18 protein-coding genes and 1 pseudogene are annotated in these 18,602 nt (G+C 70.8%); 16 read left to right on the forward strand and 3 right to left on the reverse strand.

Annotated features, from left to right (window positions below):
* Window positions 1–140: 140 nt before the first annotated feature.
* The 10 genes and pseudogenes from ABT123_RS35445 (at window position 141) to ABT123_RS35490 (ending at window position 7,441) form a co-directional block, all read left to right on the forward strand.
* Complete coding sequence (locus ABT123_RS35445) at window positions 141–497, forward strand: hypothetical protein (protein ID WP_351322340.1); 357 nt, start codon at window positions 141–143, stop codon at window positions 495–497.
* Window positions 494–784: a hypothetical protein gene (locus ABT123_RS35450; RefSeq protein WP_351322342.1), complete on the forward strand. Its 291-nt coding sequence runs from the start codon at window positions 494–496 to the stop codon at window positions 782–784. Before ABT123_RS35445 ends, ABT123_RS35450 begins: the two co-directional genes overlap by 4 nt.
* A 21-nt stretch (window positions 785–805) precedes the next feature.
* On the forward strand, window positions 806–1,459 hold the full coding sequence (locus tag ABT123_RS35455) for an HAD family hydrolase (protein ID WP_351322344.1): 654 nt from the start codon (window positions 806–808) through the stop codon (window positions 1,457–1,459).
* Window positions 1,460–1,514: 55 nt separating this feature from the next.
* Window positions 1,515–2,726, forward strand: a complete 1,212-nt coding sequence (locus ABT123_RS35460) for an MFS transporter (protein WP_351322346.1) — start codon at window positions 1,515–1,517, stop codon at window positions 2,724–2,726.
* Complete coding sequence (locus tag ABT123_RS35465) at window positions 2,677–3,846, forward strand: acetoin utilization protein AcuC (RefSeq protein ID WP_351322348.1); 1,170 nt, start codon at window positions 2,677–2,679, stop codon at window positions 3,844–3,846. The genes ABT123_RS35460 and ABT123_RS35465 overlap by 50 nt, the downstream gene beginning before the upstream one ends.
* 64 nt (window positions 3,847–3,910) lie before the next feature.
* Window positions 3,911–4,726, forward strand: coding sequence for a phosphatase (locus tag ABT123_RS35470; RefSeq protein WP_351322350.1), 816 nt, complete (start codon window positions 3,911–3,913; stop codon window positions 4,724–4,726).
* 141 nt (window positions 4,727–4,867) lie between these two features.
* On the forward strand, window positions 4,868–5,077 hold the full coding sequence (locus ABT123_RS35475) for a helix-turn-helix domain-containing protein (protein ID WP_162688852.1): 210 nt from the start codon (window positions 4,868–4,870) through the stop codon (window positions 5,075–5,077).
* Between the two features lie 120 nt (window positions 5,078–5,197).
* Window positions 5,198–5,296, forward strand: a complete 99-nt coding sequence (locus ABT123_RS35480; protein ID WP_003948845.1) for a 30S ribosomal protein bS22 — start codon at window positions 5,198–5,200, stop codon at window positions 5,294–5,296.
* 79 nt (window positions 5,297–5,375) lie between these two features.
* Window positions 5,376–6,455, forward strand: a pseudogene (locus ABT123_RS35485) (NAD-dependent epimerase/dehydratase family protein); the annotation flags it as partial.
* Window positions 6,455–7,441, forward strand: a complete 987-nt coding sequence (locus ABT123_RS35490) for a lysophospholipid acyltransferase family protein (protein WP_351322352.1) — start codon at window positions 6,455–6,457, stop codon at window positions 7,439–7,441. The pseudogene ABT123_RS35485 and the gene ABT123_RS35490, both read left to right, overlap by 1 nt.
* A 191-nt stretch (window positions 7,442–7,632) precedes the next feature.
* Here the strand turns inward: ABT123_RS35490 and ABT123_RS35495 are convergent, their stop codons facing one another.
* The 3 genes from ABT123_RS35495 to ABT123_RS35505 form a co-directional block, all read right to left on the reverse strand.
* On the reverse strand, window positions 7,633–8,853 hold the full coding sequence (locus tag ABT123_RS35495) for a DUF5667 domain-containing protein (protein ID WP_351322354.1): 1,221 nt from the start codon (window positions 8,851–8,853) through the stop codon (window positions 7,633–7,635).
* A gap of 195 nt (window positions 8,854–9,048) precedes the next feature.
* Window positions 9,049–9,849 carry an ECF subfamily RNA polymerase sigma factor, BldN family gene (locus ABT123_RS35500; protein ID WP_351322356.1) on the reverse strand — a complete coding sequence of 267 codons (801 nt, stop codon included), beginning with the start codon at window positions 9,847–9,849 and terminating at the stop codon, window positions 9,049–9,051.
* Window positions 9,850–10,180: 331 nt separating this feature from the next.
* Window positions 10,181–11,140 (reverse strand): HAD family hydrolase, encoded by a 960-nt coding sequence (locus ABT123_RS35505; RefSeq protein WP_351322358.1) that lies wholly within the window; start codon window positions 11,138–11,140, stop codon window positions 10,181–10,183.
* Between the two features lie 105 nt (window positions 11,141–11,245).
* Between ABT123_RS35505 and ABT123_RS35510 the strand changes: the two genes are divergently transcribed.
* The 6 genes from ABT123_RS35510 to ABT123_RS35535 all read left to right on the forward strand — a co-directional run bounded on the left by ABT123_RS35510 (window position 11,246) and on the right by ABT123_RS35535 (window position 18,596).
* Window positions 11,246–11,524 carry a glutaredoxin family protein gene (locus ABT123_RS35510; RefSeq protein WP_351322360.1) on the forward strand — a complete coding sequence of 93 codons (279 nt, stop codon included), beginning with the start codon at window positions 11,246–11,248 and terminating at the stop codon, window positions 11,522–11,524.
* A gap of 273 nt (window positions 11,525–11,797) precedes the next feature.
* Window positions 11,798–12,643 carry a redox-sensing transcriptional repressor Rex gene (locus ABT123_RS35515; protein WP_351322362.1) on the forward strand — a complete coding sequence of 282 codons (846 nt, stop codon included), beginning with the start codon at window positions 11,798–11,800 and terminating at the stop codon, window positions 12,641–12,643.
* The gene (locus ABT123_RS35520; RefSeq protein WP_351322364.1) at window positions 12,640–14,388 is read left to right on the forward strand and encodes a glutamyl-tRNA reductase; all 1,749 of its coding nucleotides are present in this window, start codon (window positions 12,640–12,642) and stop codon (window positions 14,386–14,388) included. Before ABT123_RS35515 ends, ABT123_RS35520 begins: the two co-directional genes overlap by 4 nt.
* On the forward strand, window positions 14,385–15,353 hold the full coding sequence (hemC, locus tag ABT123_RS35525; RefSeq protein WP_351322366.1) for a hydroxymethylbilane synthase: 969 nt from the start codon (window positions 14,385–14,387) through the stop codon (window positions 15,351–15,353). The genes ABT123_RS35520 and hemC overlap by 4 nt, the downstream gene beginning before the upstream one ends.
* A complete protein-coding gene (locus ABT123_RS35530; RefSeq protein ID WP_351322368.1) occupies window positions 15,350–17,017 on the forward strand; it encodes a bifunctional uroporphyrinogen-III C-methyltransferase/uroporphyrinogen-III synthase in 1,668 nt (555 codons plus the stop codon). Before hemC ends, ABT123_RS35530 begins: the two co-directional genes overlap by 4 nt.
* Before the next feature lie 49 nt (window positions 17,018–17,066).
* Window positions 17,067–18,596: an FG-GAP repeat domain-containing protein gene (locus tag ABT123_RS35535; protein WP_351322396.1), complete on the forward strand. Its 1,530-nt coding sequence runs from the start codon at window positions 17,067–17,069 to the stop codon at window positions 18,594–18,596.
* Window positions 18,597–18,602: the final 6 nt, after the last annotated feature.

An 18,602-nucleotide genomic window follows, 5' to 3' on the forward strand; every position in this document is an offset into this window, starting at 1 on the left:
AGGGGGGACCCTGTGGGAGAGTAGGACGCCGCCGAACAATCATTGTGGGAAAGCCCCGCACCAGTCATGGTGCGGGGCTTTTCTGCGTTCAGGGCGCCGTGCACGGGCCGGGTGCCCTAGGGTTCCGTTTGGAGGTTGCGATGACAGCACAGCACCTTGAAGGCGATGGCCCGCTGATCCCTCAGCCGGCCATGACTCGCGAAGCCCTTCGCGATGCGGTCCGCAGGATCGACATGCAGAGCCTTCCTGCCTTGGACAAGGAGTGCCACGAGGCGTTCGACCGGGCTGCAGAGACCGGTGGGATCAATCCGCTCCGCTTCTTCTTGATCAAGTGGGCCACGCACGTCGCCATCCACCGATGGCCCTCCCGGGCCGCGGCCTTGGAGGAAGCTCAACGGATCGCAGGCGACCCGGATGCCACGGAGGAGCAGTTCCGCACCGCGATGGAGACGAGCAGTCGGATTCTCGCTGAGGCACAGCGGGAGATCGGGCTGTGACCTTGCGCGGCGAGCACGTGGAGAACGACAAGGGCTGGGCGTGGGAATGCGATCCGAGCCGGCTCTGGGTGCTTGGGGACATGTCCCCCGAGCATCAGGTGCTTGTCGGCACGATCATGGACGGCCTGGTGGATCTGGCAGCGATGGGAATCGACCCGAAGGACGGGAGCCTCTACGAGGACCCGACCCCCATGCGCCTGCGTACGTACGAGGACGAGCACCGCATGGTCTGGTACCAGACCATCCCTCACCGCAGCCGTGTCTACCTCAAGCGAGTGAACCTCTGAGGCACCCGTAGGGTCGTTGGCATGGGCTATGAGTTGATCATCTTCGACAACGACGGTGTGCTGGTGGACAGTGAGCCGCTGGCCAATGGGATTCTTGCCGGGTATTTGACCGAGCTCGGGCATCCGACCACCTATGAGGACTCGCTCCGCGACTACATGGGCTCCGCCGTGCACCGCGTCCACGACCTGGTGTACGAGCGGACCGGGCAGCGGTTGCCGGTGGAGTTCGATGAGGTGCTGCTTGCGCGGACGCTTGCTGCGTTTGAGCGGGAGTTGGAGCCCGTGGCCGGTATCGGGGAGGTGTTGGGCGGGCTGCAGGAGGCCGGGGTGCTGTATTGCGTGGCCTCCTCGTCCAGTCATCGGCGCATCCGGGCCGGGCATCGGGCGGCCGGGCTCAGTGAGTGGTTCGGGGACTGGCGCCTGTTCAGTGCGGAGGATGTCGGTAGAGGGAAGCCTGCACCGGACCTGTTCCTGCATGCCGCGCGGGAGATGGGGGTGGAGCCGGCCCGGTGTGTGGTGGTCGAGGACAGCCCGCTGGGGGTGCAGGCGGCCGTTGCGGCCGGGATGGACGTGTACGGGTTCACCGCCATGACGCCCGCCGGGCTCCTCGGCTCCGCCACCGGGCTGTTCGGGTCGATGAAGGAGCTGCCCGCCCTCCTGGGTCTGGGCGCCTGACTGGCCGTGTGAGATCTCTACCCACCGGTAGGGCGGGGGCCTACGCTGTGCCGCCATGACGGCGATGCTGCGGCGCGGGCGTGCTGCCCTGGGGTTCTCCTTCTTCGTGCAGGGGGTCACCTTTGCGCTGCTCGTGACGCGGATCCCGGCCATCCAGGACCGGTACGGGATATCCGACGGGCTGCTGCCCGTCTTCCTCGCCGCCGTTCCGATCCTGGCCGGGGTGGCCAGCGTGGTCACCGAGAAGCTGGTGAAGCGGGTGCCGCCCAGCGTGGTGCTGCGGTGGTCGCAGCCGCTGGTGCTGCTGGCGCTGCTCGGGGTCGGGGCCGGCCGCGGGCTGTGGCAAGTGGCCTGTGCGCTGGCCGCGTTCGGGCTGTCCGTGGGTGCCCTCGACGCGTCCATGAACATGCTCGGGGTGAGCCTGCAGCGGGTCTACGGCCGCAGCATCATGCTGGGTTTCCATGCCGCGTACAGCCTCGGCGGGATCGTCGGGGCGTCCGCCGCCTGGGCCGGGGCGCACTGGCACCTGTCCCTGTTCGTGTCGTACCTGCCCGCCGTGGCGCTGCTGCTGCCGCTGGCCCTGGCCGGCAGCCGGTTCTACCTCGATGCGGAGGAGCACGGTAAGGAGGCGCCGGTCGGCGGAGGTGGGGCGGTGGGGTTCGGGCTGTTGCTGCCGCTGTGCCTGGTGATGGCGTGTGCGTACATCGGGGACTCCACCGTCTCCAACTGGAGCGCCAAGTACCTCCAGGACGTGCTGGGGAGCTCGGAGCAGCTGGCGACCGTGCCCTACAACGTCTACATGGTGACCACCCTGCTGGGGCGGGCCGTCGGGGACCTCGGGGTGCGGCGGTTCGGGGCCGTGGCCGTGGTGCGGGGCGGGACCCTGCTGGCGGCCGGCGGGTTCGGGGTGGTGGCCGTCGCGACCGGCCCCTGGGTGGGCATGTTCGGGTTCACCCTGCTGGGGTTCGGGCTGTGTGTGATCGTGCCGCAGACCTTTGCGGCGGCGGGCCGGCTGTTCCCCGGGGGCTCCGACGCGGCGATCGCCCGGCTGAACATCTTCAACTATGTGGGGTTCTTGGTCGGATCGCCGTTGGTGGGGGCGCTGGGGGACGCCTGGAGCTATCGGGGGGCCATGCTCGTGCCCATGGTGCTGGTCCTGGTGACGCTGGTGTATGCCCGCTCGTTCGGTGCGGAGGACGCCCGATACCGTGTCGGGCATGAGCGGGCGCGGGTTGTTGATGTGGGACGAGGCGGTAACGAAGTATGACTTCGGGCCCAGCCATCCGATGGATCCGGTGCGTCTGGCGCTGACCATGGGGCTGGTGCGTGCCTTCGGGCTGGACCGGCAGGTGGAGGTACGGGCGGGCAAGGCGGCCGGGGAGTCGACCCTGCGGCTGGTCCACCGGGAGGACTATGTCGCCGCCGTCCGCGAGGTCTCCGCGGATCCGGGGGTGGCGGACGGCTCGTACGGGCTGGGGACCGTGGACGATCCGGCGTTCCACGGTATGCACGAGGCGTCGGCGCTGATCGCCGGGCAGTCGGTGGCGGGCGCCGAGGCGGTCTGGCGCGGTGAGGCGGAGCACGCGGTGAACTTCGCGGGCGGGCTGCATCACGCCATGCCCGGCGGGGCCGCCGGGTTCTGTATCTACAACGATGCCGCGATCGCGATCGCGCGGCTGCTGGAGCTGGGGGCCGAGCGGGTCGCCTATGTGGATGTGGACGTGCACCACGGGGACGGGGTCCAGGCCGCGTTCTGGGACGATCCGCGGGTGCTGACCATCTCGGTGCACGAGCACCCGAGGACGCTGTTCCCGCAGACCGGCTGGCCCGAGGAGACGGGCGGGCCGGCCGCGGAGGGGTCCGCGGTGAACGTGGCGCTGCCCGCCGGGACCGGGGACGAGGGCTGGCTGCGGGCCTTCCACGCCACCGTGCCCGAGCTGCTGGCCGATTTCCGGCCGCAGGTGATCGTGTCCCAGCACGGGGCCGACACGCACTTCGAGGATCCGCTGGCGCACCTGGCGGTGTCGCTGGATGCGCAGCGGGCGGTCCAGGAGGCTTGTCACGATCTGGCGCACGAGTACGCGGACGGGCGCTGGCTGGCCCTCGGCGGCGGCGGGTACGCCGTGGTGGACGTGGTGCCGAGGTCGTGGACCCATCTGGTGGGGATCGCCGCGCACCGGCCGGTGGAGCCGGAGTCGGTGGTGCCGGCCTCCTGGCGGGACCAGGTGTACGCGCTGACGCGGCAGCCGGCGCCGGCCCGGATGACGGACGGGCGTACTCCGCGGTGGCGGGACTGGGAGGACGGGTACGACCCGGCGGACCGGACCGATCAGGCCGTACTGGCGACCAGGCGGGCGGTGTTCCCGCTGCGGGGGATGCTTTGTTAGCCCAACGGTGGGGAGGTGCCGTGGAAATGGCCGTCGGTCAGGAGGGGTGCGGCAGCATCGGAGGGTGTTGAGCACCGGCGCCCTGCGTGCCCATCTGCTGGCGGCCCGGCTGGCCGGCCCTGTGGCCACTTCCCGGGAGGAGAGTCTGCGCAGCTACCGGCTGTTCGCGGCGCGCGACCCGCGGGTGCTGCTGGGGCTGGATCCGGAATGGGTCTGGGAGGAGCGGGACCTCTTGGGGCTGATGGCCGAGAAGTGCGGGGTCTCGGCGGATCCGGCGCATGTCAGCGGGCCGGACGTGATCGATCCGGAACTGACGCTGGCGGGGCTGGAGGCCTTTGCCGACCGGTTGCGGGAGGTGGTTCTGGCGCGGGCTCCCGTGTTGTTCGGCACCGGTCACCCGCACCGACTCCTGGGGTTCTACGTCAGTTTGGCCGAGGCGCTGTCGGCGGCCGGATGTGTTGTCCTCACCCCTGCGCAGGGCCGCAGTGTCGACATGGCGACCCGGTTCGGCGTACGCACGTACACCCTCGACTACGTACGGGGGGTCGCCATGGTGCGGGAGCCCGGGGTGCGGTCGCCGGGGAGTGTGAGCGGCGCGCACTCGCACTCGCCGCTGCCGGTTCGGATCGCGCTGGATGCCCTCGTGGAGGCCGGCGAGCCGCTGCCGGAGCTGGTGGTGGGGGATCACGGGTGGGTCTGCGGAGCAGGTCAGCTGGGTTTCGAGGCCGTCGGGCTGGCCGATACGGACGATCCCGCGTTGTTCGTGGGGGAGGCCGAGGGAAGGGTATCGGTGGCGGTTCCGCTTGATGATGCCGTTCGTGCGGACTACTACGCGCCCTTGACACGCTATGTACTCAATCGGGCGAGTCTGTCTGGGTAGTGGCGGCCGGCATTCGGTGTCTGCAACACCTCTTCCCCACTCGCATCACCCGCCCCTAATCTGGGGAGTGAGCGTGCGACGACGTGGAGTAACCGGAGGGGAAGCCGGTGCCCCGTCATGCGCGGAAGGTCAAGGTGTGTCATGGCTGCTGGCGAGAGGCCTCTCAGTGAGGTTCAGTTCCTGACCGTGGCGGAGGTCGCCTCGGTGATGCGAGTGTCGAAGATGACCGTGTACCGCTTGGTGCACAACGGCCATCTGCCCGCAATCCGGGTGGGCCGGTCCTTCCGGGTCCCCGAAAATGCGGTCCATGAATACCTCCGTGAGTCTTTTGTGGGGGTGGAGTCGGCCTGAGACCGGGTCCTGTCGGCCTCGGATTACAAGCTCAGAGCTCGGGCGGGTAGGCTAGGCCGACGTAGGTCGTGTGGGCCCAGACGCCCCGCACCGAGTGAAGAGAAGTGAGCGAGGGTAGTCGTGGGCTCTGTTATCAAGAAGCGGCGCAAGCGGATGGCTAAGAAGAAGCACCGCAAGCTGCTCAAGCGCACCCGCGTTCAGCGCCGTAACAAGAAGTAGACGGCAGCTGTACGTGTTCTCCGCAGCCCCTCCACCATCATGGTGGGGGGGCTGTGGTGTGAACTAGGGAGGCGCTGGGCTCGTGGGAAAGGTCGTGCTCGTCACCGGGGCTGCCCGGCAGCTAGGGGCCCGTTTCGTACGGCGGGTCCAGCGCGACCCTGAGGTCGAGCGGGTGATCGCGGTGGATTCGGTGCCGCCGCCGCACGTGCTCGGGTCGGCCCGTTTCGTCCGTACGGACATCAGGCAGTCGGCGATCGCGCGGGTGCTCGCGGAACACGCCGTGGACACGGTGGTCCATCTGGCCGTGACCGGAGGCAGCGCGGGGATCGGCGGCGGTGCGCGCAGCACCGTCAAGGAAACCAACGTCATCGGGACCATGCAGCTGCTGGGGGCCTGCCAGAAGTCGCCCACCGTGCGGCGGCTGGTGGTGAAGTCCAGCACCAGTGTGTACGGCGGCGCGCCCAGGGATCCGGCGGTCTTCCCGGAGACCGCGCAGCCCAAGGCGCTGCCGGCGGGCGGTTTCGCGAAGGACGCCGCCGAGGTCGAGGGCTATGTGCGGGGCTTTGCGCGGCGGCGGCCGGATGTGGCGGTGTGCGTGCTGCGCTTCGCGAACATCCTGGGGCCGCGGGCGGACTCGCCACTGGCAGAGTACTTCTCCATGCCGGTGATGCCCACGGTGCTGGGCTATGACCCGCGGCTGCAGTTCGTGCACGAGGACGATGTCCTGGACGTGCTGGGGCTGGCGGCGAACGAGCCGAAGCCGGGGACGCTGAACAGCGGGACCTTCAACATTGCGGGCGACGGGGTGCTGCTGCTGTCGCAGTGCTCGCGGCGGCTGGGGCGGCCGACGCTGCCGCTGTTGCTGCCGGCCGTCACCTGGGTGGGGGCGGCGCTGCGGGCGGTGGGGGTCACGGACTTCTCACCGGAGCAGATCCGGCTGTTGACGCACGGGCGGGTGGTGGAGACCGCCCAGATGCGTGAGGTGCTGGGTTTTGAACCGCTGTATACGACCGCGGAGGCGTTCGCTGACTTTGCGCGGAGCCGGGGGAGCGGGCTGTTGCCGCCGGAGCTGGCGGGGCGGGCGGTGGACCGGCTGGCGCGGCTGCTGGACGTCGAGGTTTCCGAGGAAGTCCTTCAGAAAGAGGGAGCGAACCGATAGTGGCGGACGCCAAGGTCATTCCGTTCGACGAGGACCGGCCGCGGAAGCGGCAGGCCGGTGGTCGGCGGGTACGGGTGGTGCCGGAGCCGACTGCTTCGCCCGAGGTGGTCGCCCCGGTCGAGGCGGCGGCTCCCGTCGTGGACGAGGGCGGCTGGGACCGGCGGATCGCGGGCGGGCTGGCCTTCCTGCGCCGGCGGATCACCGGTGAGTACGAGGTCGACGAGTTCGGCTATGACAAGGAGCTCACCGAGCAGGTCCTGATGTCGCTGATCCGGCCGTTGTACGACGGGTATTTCCGGGTCGAGGTCAAGGGCATCGAGAACATCCCGGCCGAGGGCGGCGCGCTGATCGTGGCGAACCACTCGGGGACGCTGCCGCTGGACGGTCTGATGATGCAGGTGGCGGTCCACGACCATCACCCGGCGCAGCGTCATCTGCGGTTGCTGGCGGCGGACCTGGTCTTCATGCTTCCGGTGGTCAACGAGCTGGCCCGGAAGGCCGGGCACACCCTGGCGTGCGCGGAGGACGCGCAGCGGCTGCTGGAGGCCGGGGAGCTGGTCGGGGTGATGCCGGAGGGCTTCAAGGGGATAGGGAAGCCGTTCGGGGAGCGGTACAAGCTCCAGCGCTTCGGGCGCGGCGGGTTCGTGTCGACGGCGCTGCGGGCGAGAACGCCGATCGTGCCGTGTTCGATCGTCGGGGCGGAGGAGATCTACCCGATGATCGGCAATGCGAAGACGCTGGCGCGGTTGCTGGGGATTCCGTACTTCCCGATCACGCCGACGTTCCCGTGGCTGGGGCCGCTCGGGGCGGTGCCGTTGCCGACGAAGTGGACGATCCAGTTCGGGGAGCCGATTCCGACGGACGGGTATGCGCCGGAGGCGGCGGAGGACCCGATGCTGATGTTCAACCTGACGGATCAGGTGCGGGAGCAGATCCAGCACACGCTGTACAAGCTGCTGGTGCAGCGGCGGTCGGTGTTCTTCTGAGCCGCGGGCTGGCTGGCGGCGGGGTCGGGTGAGGCCTCGACGGACGGAGTCCGGCGCAGCTGGCCGAAGCCCGCGGAGCGGTGCGAGGACAGCAGAAGAAGGGGCCAAGTTGCTGGTGCAGCGGCGGTCCGTGTTCTTCTGACGAAGCCCGGGCGCCGGCGGGGCTGGTGGCCCCGCCGACGCCCGGTGGGTCAGCCTGCGTCTTCCTGGCTGATGCCCAGGCCCGGGAGGAGTCCCGGGAGCAGGGGCGGGAGGGTGATCTCCGGCTTCGGCTCCTGGGACGGGGCGCCCGGGGTGGGGGTGCTGCCGTTGGGCTGTTGTGGCGGCTTGAGCAGGCCTTCGGTGCCGGGCAGCAGGCCCGGCGCGGAGGTCTGCGGCGGGACGGCCGAGGGGGCCGCCGGTGCCGGGGTGCTGCCGCCGACGCCTGGCTTGGCGGCGGGCGGGGTGGACTGCGTACGGTCGCTGCTGCCGGGTTGCTGGGCCGCCGGGCCACTGGACGGGCCGCCGCGGGTCTGCGCGGGCGGCTTCGGCAGCAGCCCCTGCAGCGGTGCGACGTCATCGTCTATGGCCTGGAAGACCGAGGAAACCTCTTCGCCCACGTCGTTGAGCTGGGGCGGGAGCTTCTCGCGGAGCTTCCCCCAGGCGTCCCGGTGGGAACGGGAGAAGGAGTTCAGGGCCTGGATGGGGCCCAGTGATCCGTCCCGTTCGTACGCCGACTGGAGCAGCCGGTGGGCCGCGGCGGCGTCGTGTTTGACGCCGGCCAGGGCGCGCCGGATCTCGCTCAGCGATTCGTGGTCCAGCTGGCCGGTCTTGCCGCGTTCCATCAGCCGACGTGCCTCCGAGAGCCGGGTGGAGGCCTGGGTGAGGTAGAGCTCGCCCTTGTCGGAGCTGCTGTCGGCCATGCCGAGCTTGAGGTCTTCCATGCCCCGTTTCACGGGGTAGAGGGAGTCACCCGGCAGGGCGTCGGAACTGGCAGCGGCCACTCCGCTGAAGGCCCCCGCGGCCACACCGACGGTGAGGCCCCCCGCTGCGATGCCCTTGGACCAGCGGGAGCGGGGCCGCAATTTCCGGAGCGGGGTCGCCCGGTGGGCGCCGCGGCCGGTCCGCTGCTCGGGCACCTGAGGGTCCGAGGCGGCACCGCCCCCGGCCCTCTCCTCCATCACCATGGCCTCCATGGCGGCCACGAGCTGAGCTCGTTGCACCACTTTGACCTCGGGGTCCAGCTCCGGGCGCGGCATTCGTTCGCCGAGCACGCTCGCCAGGGCCAACAACCGGTCGTGCTCGGCAGGTTCGGCAGGTGCCTCGGACTGCTCGGCCGCCTGTTCCGGTTCCGAAAGGTCGGACGGTGTCCGATCCTCCAGGGCCTGGGCGAAGGCGTTCGCCCGCCGGTGGGTGGAAACGTTCGCGATCACTGGCGGCACCTCCTCTCGTCATGACGATCGACTCCCCAGGGTGTCCGGAAGGTTGCCTTCCTTGAGCACATCCACACTTTCGAGTGAGCGGCTTCGGGCATGGCGTGTCCACAGGGAGCCTGCATTCCGCACAACGAGCGGCGCGGCACTTGGGTTACGGACGAAGGATGATCGGACCACAGCTGCATGGGGAACTCAGCGGGCGTCGTCCGGGAGGAGGCGGGCCAGGGTGCGGACCGCCCGGTACTGGAGCGTCTTGATGGCGCCTTCGTTCTTCCCCATCACCCGGGCGGTCTCGGCGACCGAGAGCCCTTGCAGGAACCGCAGGGTCACGCATTCCTGCTGCTGGGGGTTGAGTTTGCGGACGGCCTCCAGGAGGGCCGCGTTGGAGAGGGACTCCAGGACCGAGTCCTCGGGGCTGCGTTCGACCTCGTTGGCGTCCAGCATTTCGCCGGTGGTCACTTCGAGGCGGAAGCGGCTGGATTTGAAGTGGTCGGCGACCAGGTTGCGCGCGATCGTGACCAGCCAGGCGCCGAAGTCGCGGCCCTGCCAGGTGAAGGTGGAGATGCGGCGCAGGGCGCGCAGGAAGGTCTCGCTGGTGAGGTCCTCCGCCGTCGCCTTGCCGCCGACCCGGTAGTAGATGTAGCGGTACACGGTGTCGCTGTACTGGTCGTACAGCCGGCCGAAGGCGTCGGCCTCGCCGGCCTGGGCCCGTTCGACGAGGTCCATCATGCGGGCGCTGTCGCTGTCCGCGGTGGGGCGTCGGACGGCCTGGGTGCCGGTGCCGGCGGCAGCGCCGGTACGGGCGCGTCTGCCCACCGTCGCCCCGCCGTCGGTCAGGGCATAGCAGGGACCGGCCGGGCCGAGGCCGGCCGGGACCGCGGTGGCGAAGGCGGGGACGGCGTACGCGGTGGGGACGAAGCCACGCAGGTGGTCGAGGACCGTTGCGCGCAGCGTAGCCAGGCCCGAGGCGTCAACCCCGACAGGTGGGTACACGGGACTCCCAGAGGCAGAGCTTCCATCACGTGCAGTGCGGGACCGTTCACCCGTCGTGGCGACAGATGGGCGGTGGCATGCGTTTGAGGAGAATAACGCTTCGTACAGGCAGCGCTACACCCAGTTGCGAAAATCATCGCTTCCGACACTTCTGTTGCGTGTCGAGGGCATATTCGGTCGCAGACGGCGATCGATTGCTGATCGTTTTCCCGCTCGGAATGGCTGCTTCAAGGGCCTGTTGTGGCCGAGTCGGGCATGCCGGAGTGCCGCCCGAGGGGGGCGGGTAAGGCTGTGGGGATGGGAGCCGGGCGGGGGTTGTCCCCTGTCCGAGCTACTTGCGGCGGCGGTGCAGGGCGATGGCGGCGGCTGCGCCACCTGCCAGGGCGCCGACTCCGGCGGCGGCGGGGACGCCGACCTTCACGGCCTTGCGGCCGGTCCGATAGTCGCGCAGCCGCCAGTCGTGGGCCCGGGCGTGCTTGCGCAGTTTTGTATCGGGATTGATCGCGTACGGATGTCCGACCAGCGACAGCATCGGGATGTCGTTGTGCGAATCGCTGTACGCCGCACAGCGCGCGAGATCCAGGTTCTCGGCGGCGGCCAGCGCACGCACCGCCTCCGCCTTGGCGGGGCCGTGCAGCGGTTCGCCGACCAGCCGGCCGGTGTAGACCCCGTCCACGGACTCGGCGACGGTGCCGAGGGCTCCGGTCAGGCCGAGCCGGCGGGCGATGATCGTGGCCGTCTCGACCGGGGCGGCGGTGACCAGCCAGACCTTCTGGCCGGCGTCCAGGTGCGCCTGGGCCAGGGCGCGGGTGCCCGGCCAGATGCGCTCCGCCATGTACTCGTCGTAGATCTCCTCGCCGATGGCCATGAGCTCGGAGACCTGGTGGCCCTTGACGATGGAGAGGGCGCTGTCGCGGGCGTCCTGCATGTGCTCGGGGTCCTCGACCCCGGCCAGCCGGAACCAGGCCTGCTGCCAGGCGAACCGGGCGAGCTCGCGGCGCTGGAAGAACTCGCGCTTGTAGAGGCCGCGGCCGAAGTGGAAGATCGCGGCGCCCTGCATGACGGTGTTGTCGAGATCGAAGAAGGCGGCGGCCAGGTCGTCGCCGGCGACCGGGAACTCCTCGGCTTCTTCGGGTTCCTCGGCTTCCTCGATGTGTTCGAGTTCCGCTTCGGCTTCCGTTTCCTCGGCCTGTGCGGTCTTGCGGGCGGCCTCGGCCGAGGCCTCGCCGGCGAGCACGCTCCGCGCGGTCGCGGAGCGCCTACGGGGGGTGAGCCATCCCAGAGCGGCCATGACGCGAGCATAGCCACTGTGTTCGGTCCGCCCCGAACCGTGGGGAAACGGATCCGTTAACACTTCGGTCCGGGAGTGCGGGGGCGGGCGCGGGAGAATGGGGGCATGAGTCCTCTGCTGCGGCGTAAGGAAAAGAAGAGTCCCGGCGAGCGCATGGTCACGCTCATCGGGAAGCCCGGCTGTCACCTCTGTGATGACGCCCAGGAAGTGATCGAAAAGGTCTGCGCCGAAACCGGTGCGCAGTGGGAGAAGAAGGACATTTCACAGGACGAGGAGCTGTACCGGCTGCACTGGGAGCAGATTCCGGTGGTGCTGGTGGACGGCGAGCAGCACACCTTCTGGAGGGTGAACCCTGACCGGCTGCGGCGGGCATTGGGGGCCTGACCCCTCTTGCGGTTACCATCGTGGGCGATTTGTGGGGTCTCGGGGGCATAACGATGAGGAGTGTGTGCAGTTTTGCCCCCTTCGGGATTTGAACGGGTTCGGCCCGCTCCCGGTTCCGCCTCCTCGCGCCCGGACCGCGTGACCCCGGTCACTTTGCTCGGACAAACCGGACACAATCTTTGTGCACGCGTTCACAAAGACATAGCCTGCATTCGACGGGGCGGTCCTGGGACAAGTGGCCGCCTGCAGCCCCGCTCATCCCGCAGGAGCATCGTGGCAACTGGCCGAACTCACCGACCGGCGACGCGCAGCCGAGGTATTCCCGAGGCCACAGTCGCCCGGCTTCCGCTGTACTTGCGCGCCCTCACCGCGCTCTCCGAGCGATCGGTGCCCACGGTGTCCTCGGAGGAGCTCGCTGCCGCCGCCGGGGTCAACTCTGCCAAGCTGCGCAAGGACTTCTCGTACCTGGGTTCCTATGGGACCCGTGGCGTCGGCTACGACGTCGAGTACCTCGTCTACCAGATCTCCCGCGAGCTGGGCCTGACCCAGGACTGGCCGGTTGTCATCGTCGGCATCGGAAACCTCGGTGCGGCCCTCGCCAACTACGGCGGTTTCGCCTCCCGCGGCTTCCGGGTCGCGGCGCTCATCGACGCGGACCCGGCGATGGCCGGGAAGCCGGTGGCCGGCATGCCCGTGCAGCACACCGATGATCTGGAGAAGATCATCGAGGAGAACGGCGTCTCGATCGGCGTCATCGCGACCCCGGCCGGGGCCGCCCAGCAGGTCAGCGAGCGGCTGATCGCCGCCGGCGTGACCTCCATCCTGAACTTCGCTCCCACCGTGCTGTCCGTGCCCGAGGGGGTGGACGTCCGGAAGGTCGACCTCTCCATCGAGCTGCAGATCCTCGCGTTCCACGAGCAGCGCAAGGCCGGCGAGGAAGCCGCCGCCACCTCCTCCACCGAGCCGGGCGCCGTGCTGGGTGCGGGCGCGCAGGACGCGGGTGCGTCGGGTGCGGGCGCACCGGGTGCGGGTGCGCCGGTGCAGCCGACCGCGCGGACCGCTGCCACCCCGCGCAAGGGCGGCCCGGAGGGTGATGTGCCGGCGGTGATGCCGGCATGAGTCTCCTCGTCGTAGGACTGAGTCACCGCAGTGCGCCCGTGAGCGTGCTGGAGCGCGCCTCGCTGACCGCGGACGCCAAGGTGAAGCTGCTGCACGACACGCTCGCGGCGGAGCCGGCGACCGAGGCGGCGGTGCTCGCCACCTGCAACCGGATCGAGCTGTACGCGGACGTGGACAAGTTCCACGCCGGTGTCGCCGAGCTGTCGACGCTGCTCGCGCAGCACAGCGGGGTGGCGCTGGAGGAGCTCACCCCGTACCTGTACGTGCACTACGAGGACCGGGCGGTGCACCACCTGTTCTCGGTGGCGTGCGGGCTGGACTCGATGGTCGTGGGCGAGGGCCAGATCCTCGGCCAGATCAAGGACGCGCTGGCGCTGGCGCAGGAACTGCACACCGCCGGGCGGCTCATCAACGACCTGTTCCAGCAGGCGCTGCGGGTCGGCAAGCGGGCGCACAGCGAGACCGGTATCGACCGGGCCGGGCAGTCGCTGGTGACCTTCGGGCTGGAGCAGCTGGCGGTCCGGGAGCCGGTGGACGCGTGGGCCGCGGGCAAGCGGGCGCTGGTCATCGGCGCCGGGTCGATGTCCTCGCTGGCGGCGGCGACGCTTGCGCGGGTGGGGGTGGCCGAGGTGGTCGTGGCCAACCGCACTGCGGAGCGGGCGGAGCGGCTGGTCGAGATTCTGGCCTCGGGTGGGGCTTCGGCGCGGGCCGTTGCCATGGGCGAGGTTGCGGATGAGCTGACACGAGTCGATGTGGTGGTGTCGTGCACTGGCGCTACGGGGCTGGTGCTGACCGGGGACGATGTCGCCGCCGCGGTGTCGGGCCCTGCGGGGCATTCCCCCACCCCGCCCCTTCCCGCAGTGCCGATAGGCGGCTCCGCCGCGGGCGGGGCTGCGCCCCGGACCCCTCGGGGCTCCGCCCCGGACCCCGCGCCTCAAACGCCGGCGGGGCTGGGTGGGCTGAACGGGGACGCCGAGCTCGTGGCCAGGCTGGCCAAGCTGGCCGAAGCCGCGCAGGTGCATGGGCGGATTGCCGATGGTGGGGCTGCGCGGACCATTAGTCCGGCTGAGGCGGAGGGGTGTCCCGTCGGACTGGACATGCCCGCCGACGGGCGGTCCGCGCTGACCGGTGTCGATGCGAACTCCCTCGAACTGCATGGAACCTGGGCAGACCAGGGCGAAGCCGCCGCGGTTCGGCAGCCGAAGCGGGTCGGGGGGCGGACCCCGGTCGAGGGGGCGCACGTTCGCCTCGCCCTGCTCGACCTGGCCATGCCCCGGGACATCGACGCGGCGGCCCACCGGATCCCCGGGGTGCGGCTGGTCGACATCGAGAGCCTGGCCGAGGCCAGCGCGGACGCGCCGATGGCCGCCGATGTGGACGCGGTGCGCGGAATAGTGGCGGATGAGGTGGCGGCTTTCGGCGCAGCGCAGCGCGCCGCGCACATCACGCCCACAGTGGTTGCCCTGCGGGCGATGGCCGCCGAGGTCGTCGCCGGTGAGGTGACCCGGCTCAACGGCCGGCTGCCGGAGCTCGACGACCGGCAGCGGGCCGAAGTGACCCAGACCGTACGGCGCGTTGTCGACAAGCTGCTGCACGCGCCGACCGTGCGGGTGAAGCAGCTCGCCAGTGAACCGGGCGGCGCCGGCTATGCCGAGGCGCTGCGTGAACTCTTCGACCTCGACCCGCAGACGGTGGCGTCCGTCAGCCGGGCGGACCAGAACGACGACTCAGGACGGGCATCATGAACACACGTCTGGACCAGCCCCTCCGGCTCGGCACGCGGCGCAGCAAGCTGGCCATGTCCCAGTCCGGGCATGTCGCCGAGGCGGTTCGGAAGATCACCGGGCGCCCGGTCGAGCTCGTGGAGATCACCACGTACGGCGATGTCTCGCGCGAGCACCTGGCGCAGATCGGCGGAACCGGCGTGTTCGTCACCGCGCTGCGCGACGCCCTGCTGCGCGGCGAGGTCGACTTCGCCGTGCACTCGCTGAAGGACCTGCCGACCGCGCAGCCCGCGGAGCTCGTCATCGCCGCCATGCCGCAGCGTGAGGACGCCCGGGACGCGCTGGTGGCCCGGGACGGGCTGCGCTTCGAGGAGCTGCCCGACGGGGCCCGGGTGGGTACCGGTTCGCCGCGCCGGATGGCGCAGCTGAACGCGTACGCCCGCAGCCTGGGGAAGACCGTGGAGACGGTGCCGATCCGCGGCAACGTCGACACCCGGATCCAGTTCGTCCGTGACGGTGAGCTCGACGCGGTGGTGCTCGCCGCCGCCGGGCTGAACCGGATCGGGCGCAGTGAAGAGGCGACGGACTTCCTGTCCGTCGACCATGTTCTGCCCGCCCCCGGCCAGGGGGCGCTGGCGGTCGAGTGCCCCGCGTCCGACGTGGAGCTGATCGCCGCGCTCGGTGAGCTCGACGACCCGTACACCCGGGCCGCCGTGACCGCCGAACGGTCCCTGCTCGCCGCCCTGGAAGCCGGCTGCAGCGCCCCCGTGGGCGCGTACGCCGACCTGCTGGACGACGGGCAGATTGTCAACGAAATGCGCCTGCGTGGTGTCGTCGGAACCCTTGACGGTTCCACGCTGGTGCAGCTGTCCACCACCGGTCCCGTGCCCCAGTCGTACGACGAGGCCATGGCGCTCGGCCGCGAACTCGCGGACGAGATGCTGGCCAAGGGCGCGGCCGGTCTGATGGGGGAGCGATCCCTTTGAACCCCTCAAGTCTCAATCCCTCCGCGCTTCCGGCCGTCGCCGCCCAGGGACACGTCACCTTCCTCGGTGCCGGTCCCGGCGATCCGGGTCTGCTGACGCTCCGGGCCGTCGAGGCCTTGGCGGCTGCGGACGTGCTGATCGCGGAGCCCGAGGTCCTCGACGTCGTACGGACGCATGCGCGTGCGGGGGTGGACACGCCTCAGCTGACGGTGGCTGACGAACTGTCAGCAGCCGCCGGGGTACCGGTTATCCGGGACGCCGCCAATCTTGTCATGGAGGCGGCACGCTCCGGCAGGCGGGTCGTCCGTGCGGTCACCGGTGACCCGGGGCTGGACGGCAACGCCGCCGAGGAGATGCTCGACTGCGCCGCGCAGGGCATCCCCTTCGAGGTGGTTCCGGGTGTCGCGACGGCGGTGGGTGTCCCGGCGTACGCCGGTGTGCCGCTGCGCGACAAGAGCGGTGCCGATGTGCGGTTCCTGGACGCGCGGACGGCGACGGCCCGTTGCTGGAGCGAGGCCGGGGCCAGCGCGGGCACCCTGGTGGTGTCCGCGACGCTGGAGACGGTGTCGGCGGCGGCCTCCGAGCTGGTGGCGGCCGGGCGCAAGCCCGACACCCCGCTGACCGTGACGGTGGCGGGCACCACGACCCGCCAGCGGACCTGGAACGCCACGCTCGGGACCATCGCCCAGGTGTTCAAGCAGGGCAAGATCCTGCCCTCGCCGGAGGGCGCCCGCCCGGTCATAGCCGTGGTCGGTGAGCACCACCCGGCGGCCCGGCGCGAGGACATGTCCTGGTTCGAGTCGAAGCCGCTGTTCGGGTGGCGGGTGCTGGTTCCGCGTACGAAGGAACAGGCCGCTTCGCTCTCCGACCAGCTCCGGTCCTACGGCGCGGTGCCGCACGAGGTGCCGACCATCGCCGTGGAGCCGCCGCGCACCCCGCAGCAGATGGAGCGTGCGGTGAAGGGCCTGGTGACGGGCCGCTACGAGTGGATCGCCTTCACGTCCGTCAACGCGGTGAAGGCGGTGCGGGAGAAGTTCGAGGAGTACGGGCTGGACGCCCGGGCCTTCGCGGGCATCAAGGTGGCCGCGGTGGGCGAGCAGACGGCGGCGGCGCTGGTCGAGTTCGGTGTGAAGCCGGACCTGGTGCCCAGCGGTGAGCAGTCGGCGGCCGGGCTGCTGGAGGACTGGCCGCCGTACGACCCGGTCTTCGACCCGATCGACCGGGTGTTCCTGCCGCGTGCCGACATCGCGACGGAGACGCTGGTCGCCGGGCTGATAGAGCTCGGGTGGGAGGTGGACGACGTGACCGCCTACCGGACGGTGCGGGCGTCGCCGCCGCCGGCTGACACGCGTGAGGCGATCAAGGGCGGCGGGTTCGACGCCGTGATGTTCACGTCCTCGTCGACGGTGCGGAACCTGGTCGGGATCGCGGGCAAGCCGCACAACGTGACGGTGATCGCCTGCATCGGGCCGGCGACGGCCAAGACGGCGGAGGAGCACGGGCTGCGGGTGGACGTGCTGTCGCCGGAGCCGAGCGTGTCGAAGCTGGCGGAGGCGCTGGCGGAGTACGGCGCGGCGCGCCGGGAGGCGGCGAAGGCGGCCGGCGAGACGGTGTCCCGGCCGAGCGAGCGGCGGCCGGGCGCGCGCAGGCGTCGTACGACGTGAGCCGGTTAGGCCGGTCGGCCGACAGGACGGGGAAGGGGCCCGGGTGCGGATGCGCCCGGGCCCCTTCGCGTTCCCCGGCCTCACCACGGTCGCCACCGCCCCGGCCGTGGCCGCGGGCACGAACAAGACGCTCGCCTGGCAGGACTACCGGTTCCACGGCGCGCCCCAGGCGCGCCCCATGGACGTCATCACGCTGGGCAATGTGCGCGGCGACTGGCGGCCCGAGGTGCTCCAGCTGACCCACGACGGCCGGCTGTCCCTGCACACGGCGACCACCGGGGGAACCCAGGCGCCGACCTGGACGGGCGGCGGCTGGCAGATCTACAACCGGGTCACTGCCACCGGCGACCTGACCGGGGACGGCCGCCCCGACGTCGTTGCCCGCGCCTTCTCCGGCGACCTCTACCTCTACCGGGCCACCGGCAGCGCGACCGGCGAGCCCTTCGCCGGCCGGGTCAAGATCGGCCCCGGCTGGCAGGGCTACGACCAGCTGCTCGGCGCCGGCGACCTGGACCGGGACGGCAAGGGCGACCTGCTGGCCCGCGACCGGGCCGGCAAGCTCTACTACTACAAGGGCACCGGCAAGTCCGCCGCCCCCTTCGCGGCCCGCAAACTGGTCGGCGGCGGCTGGAACATCTACAGCAAGCTCATCGCGGAGGGCGACCAGGACTACGGCCCCGAGGACGACATCCTGGCCCTCGCCGACCGGACCGCCCGCGCCTACGAGTACGCCTCGAAGGGCAACGGCGTCTTCTTCGCCCGCGAGGAGTGGCCCGAGAACTGGTACTCCGCCGGCTCGGTGGTCGGCCAGGGCACCACGCCCGTCTACGGCAAGACCGGCATCACCGGCGTCGACGCCGAGGGCCGGATCTGGACGCACTACAACCGCACCGACGGCTTCGACCCGTCCTACGACCACCCCGAGGACGGCGGGCCCATGCTGCCGCAGGGCGCCCGGCTGGTCGTCGCGACGGGCGTGGACGGCACCGGCCTGGCCACCGCGTACGCCTTCCGCAACGGCACCCTGACGCACCTAGCCAAGAAGGGAGACGTCGCCGGGGACTTCGCGTCGACCAATCTCGTCACCGGCCCCGGAGACCTCACCGGCGACGGGAAGGGCGACCTCCTGACCCGCGACACCTCGGGCAGGCTCTGGCTGCGCGCGGGCCGCGGCGACGGCCTGGGCTTCAACGCCCCGACCGCCGTCGGCTCCGGCTGGCAGGGGTACACGGCCGTGATCGGCGGCGGTGACATCACCGGCGACGGCCGTGCCGACCTGGTCGCCAAGGACGGCAGCGGCAACCTCCACCTCTACCCGGGCACGGGCAGTGCCGCCCAGCCCTTCGGCGCGCGCCAGCTCGTCGGCGGCGGCTGGAACGGCTACAGCGCCATCGCCGTGGTGGGCGACCAGAACGGCGACAGCCGGGCCGACCTCGTCGGCCGCGACAGCAGCGGCACGATGTACGTCTACCGGGGGACCGGCGGATCCGGAGCCGCCGCCTTCACCGCTCGCCAGAACATCGGCAAGGGCTGGAACACCAACGGCGAGGCCTGGGCCGCGTACTCCCAGATCGGCTGAACCCGG

It is taken from the genome of Streptomyces sp. NPDC002054 (genome assembly GCF_040296685.1).
Taxonomy (GTDB): domain Bacteria; phylum Actinomycetota; class Actinomycetes; order Streptomycetales; family Streptomycetaceae; genus Streptomyces.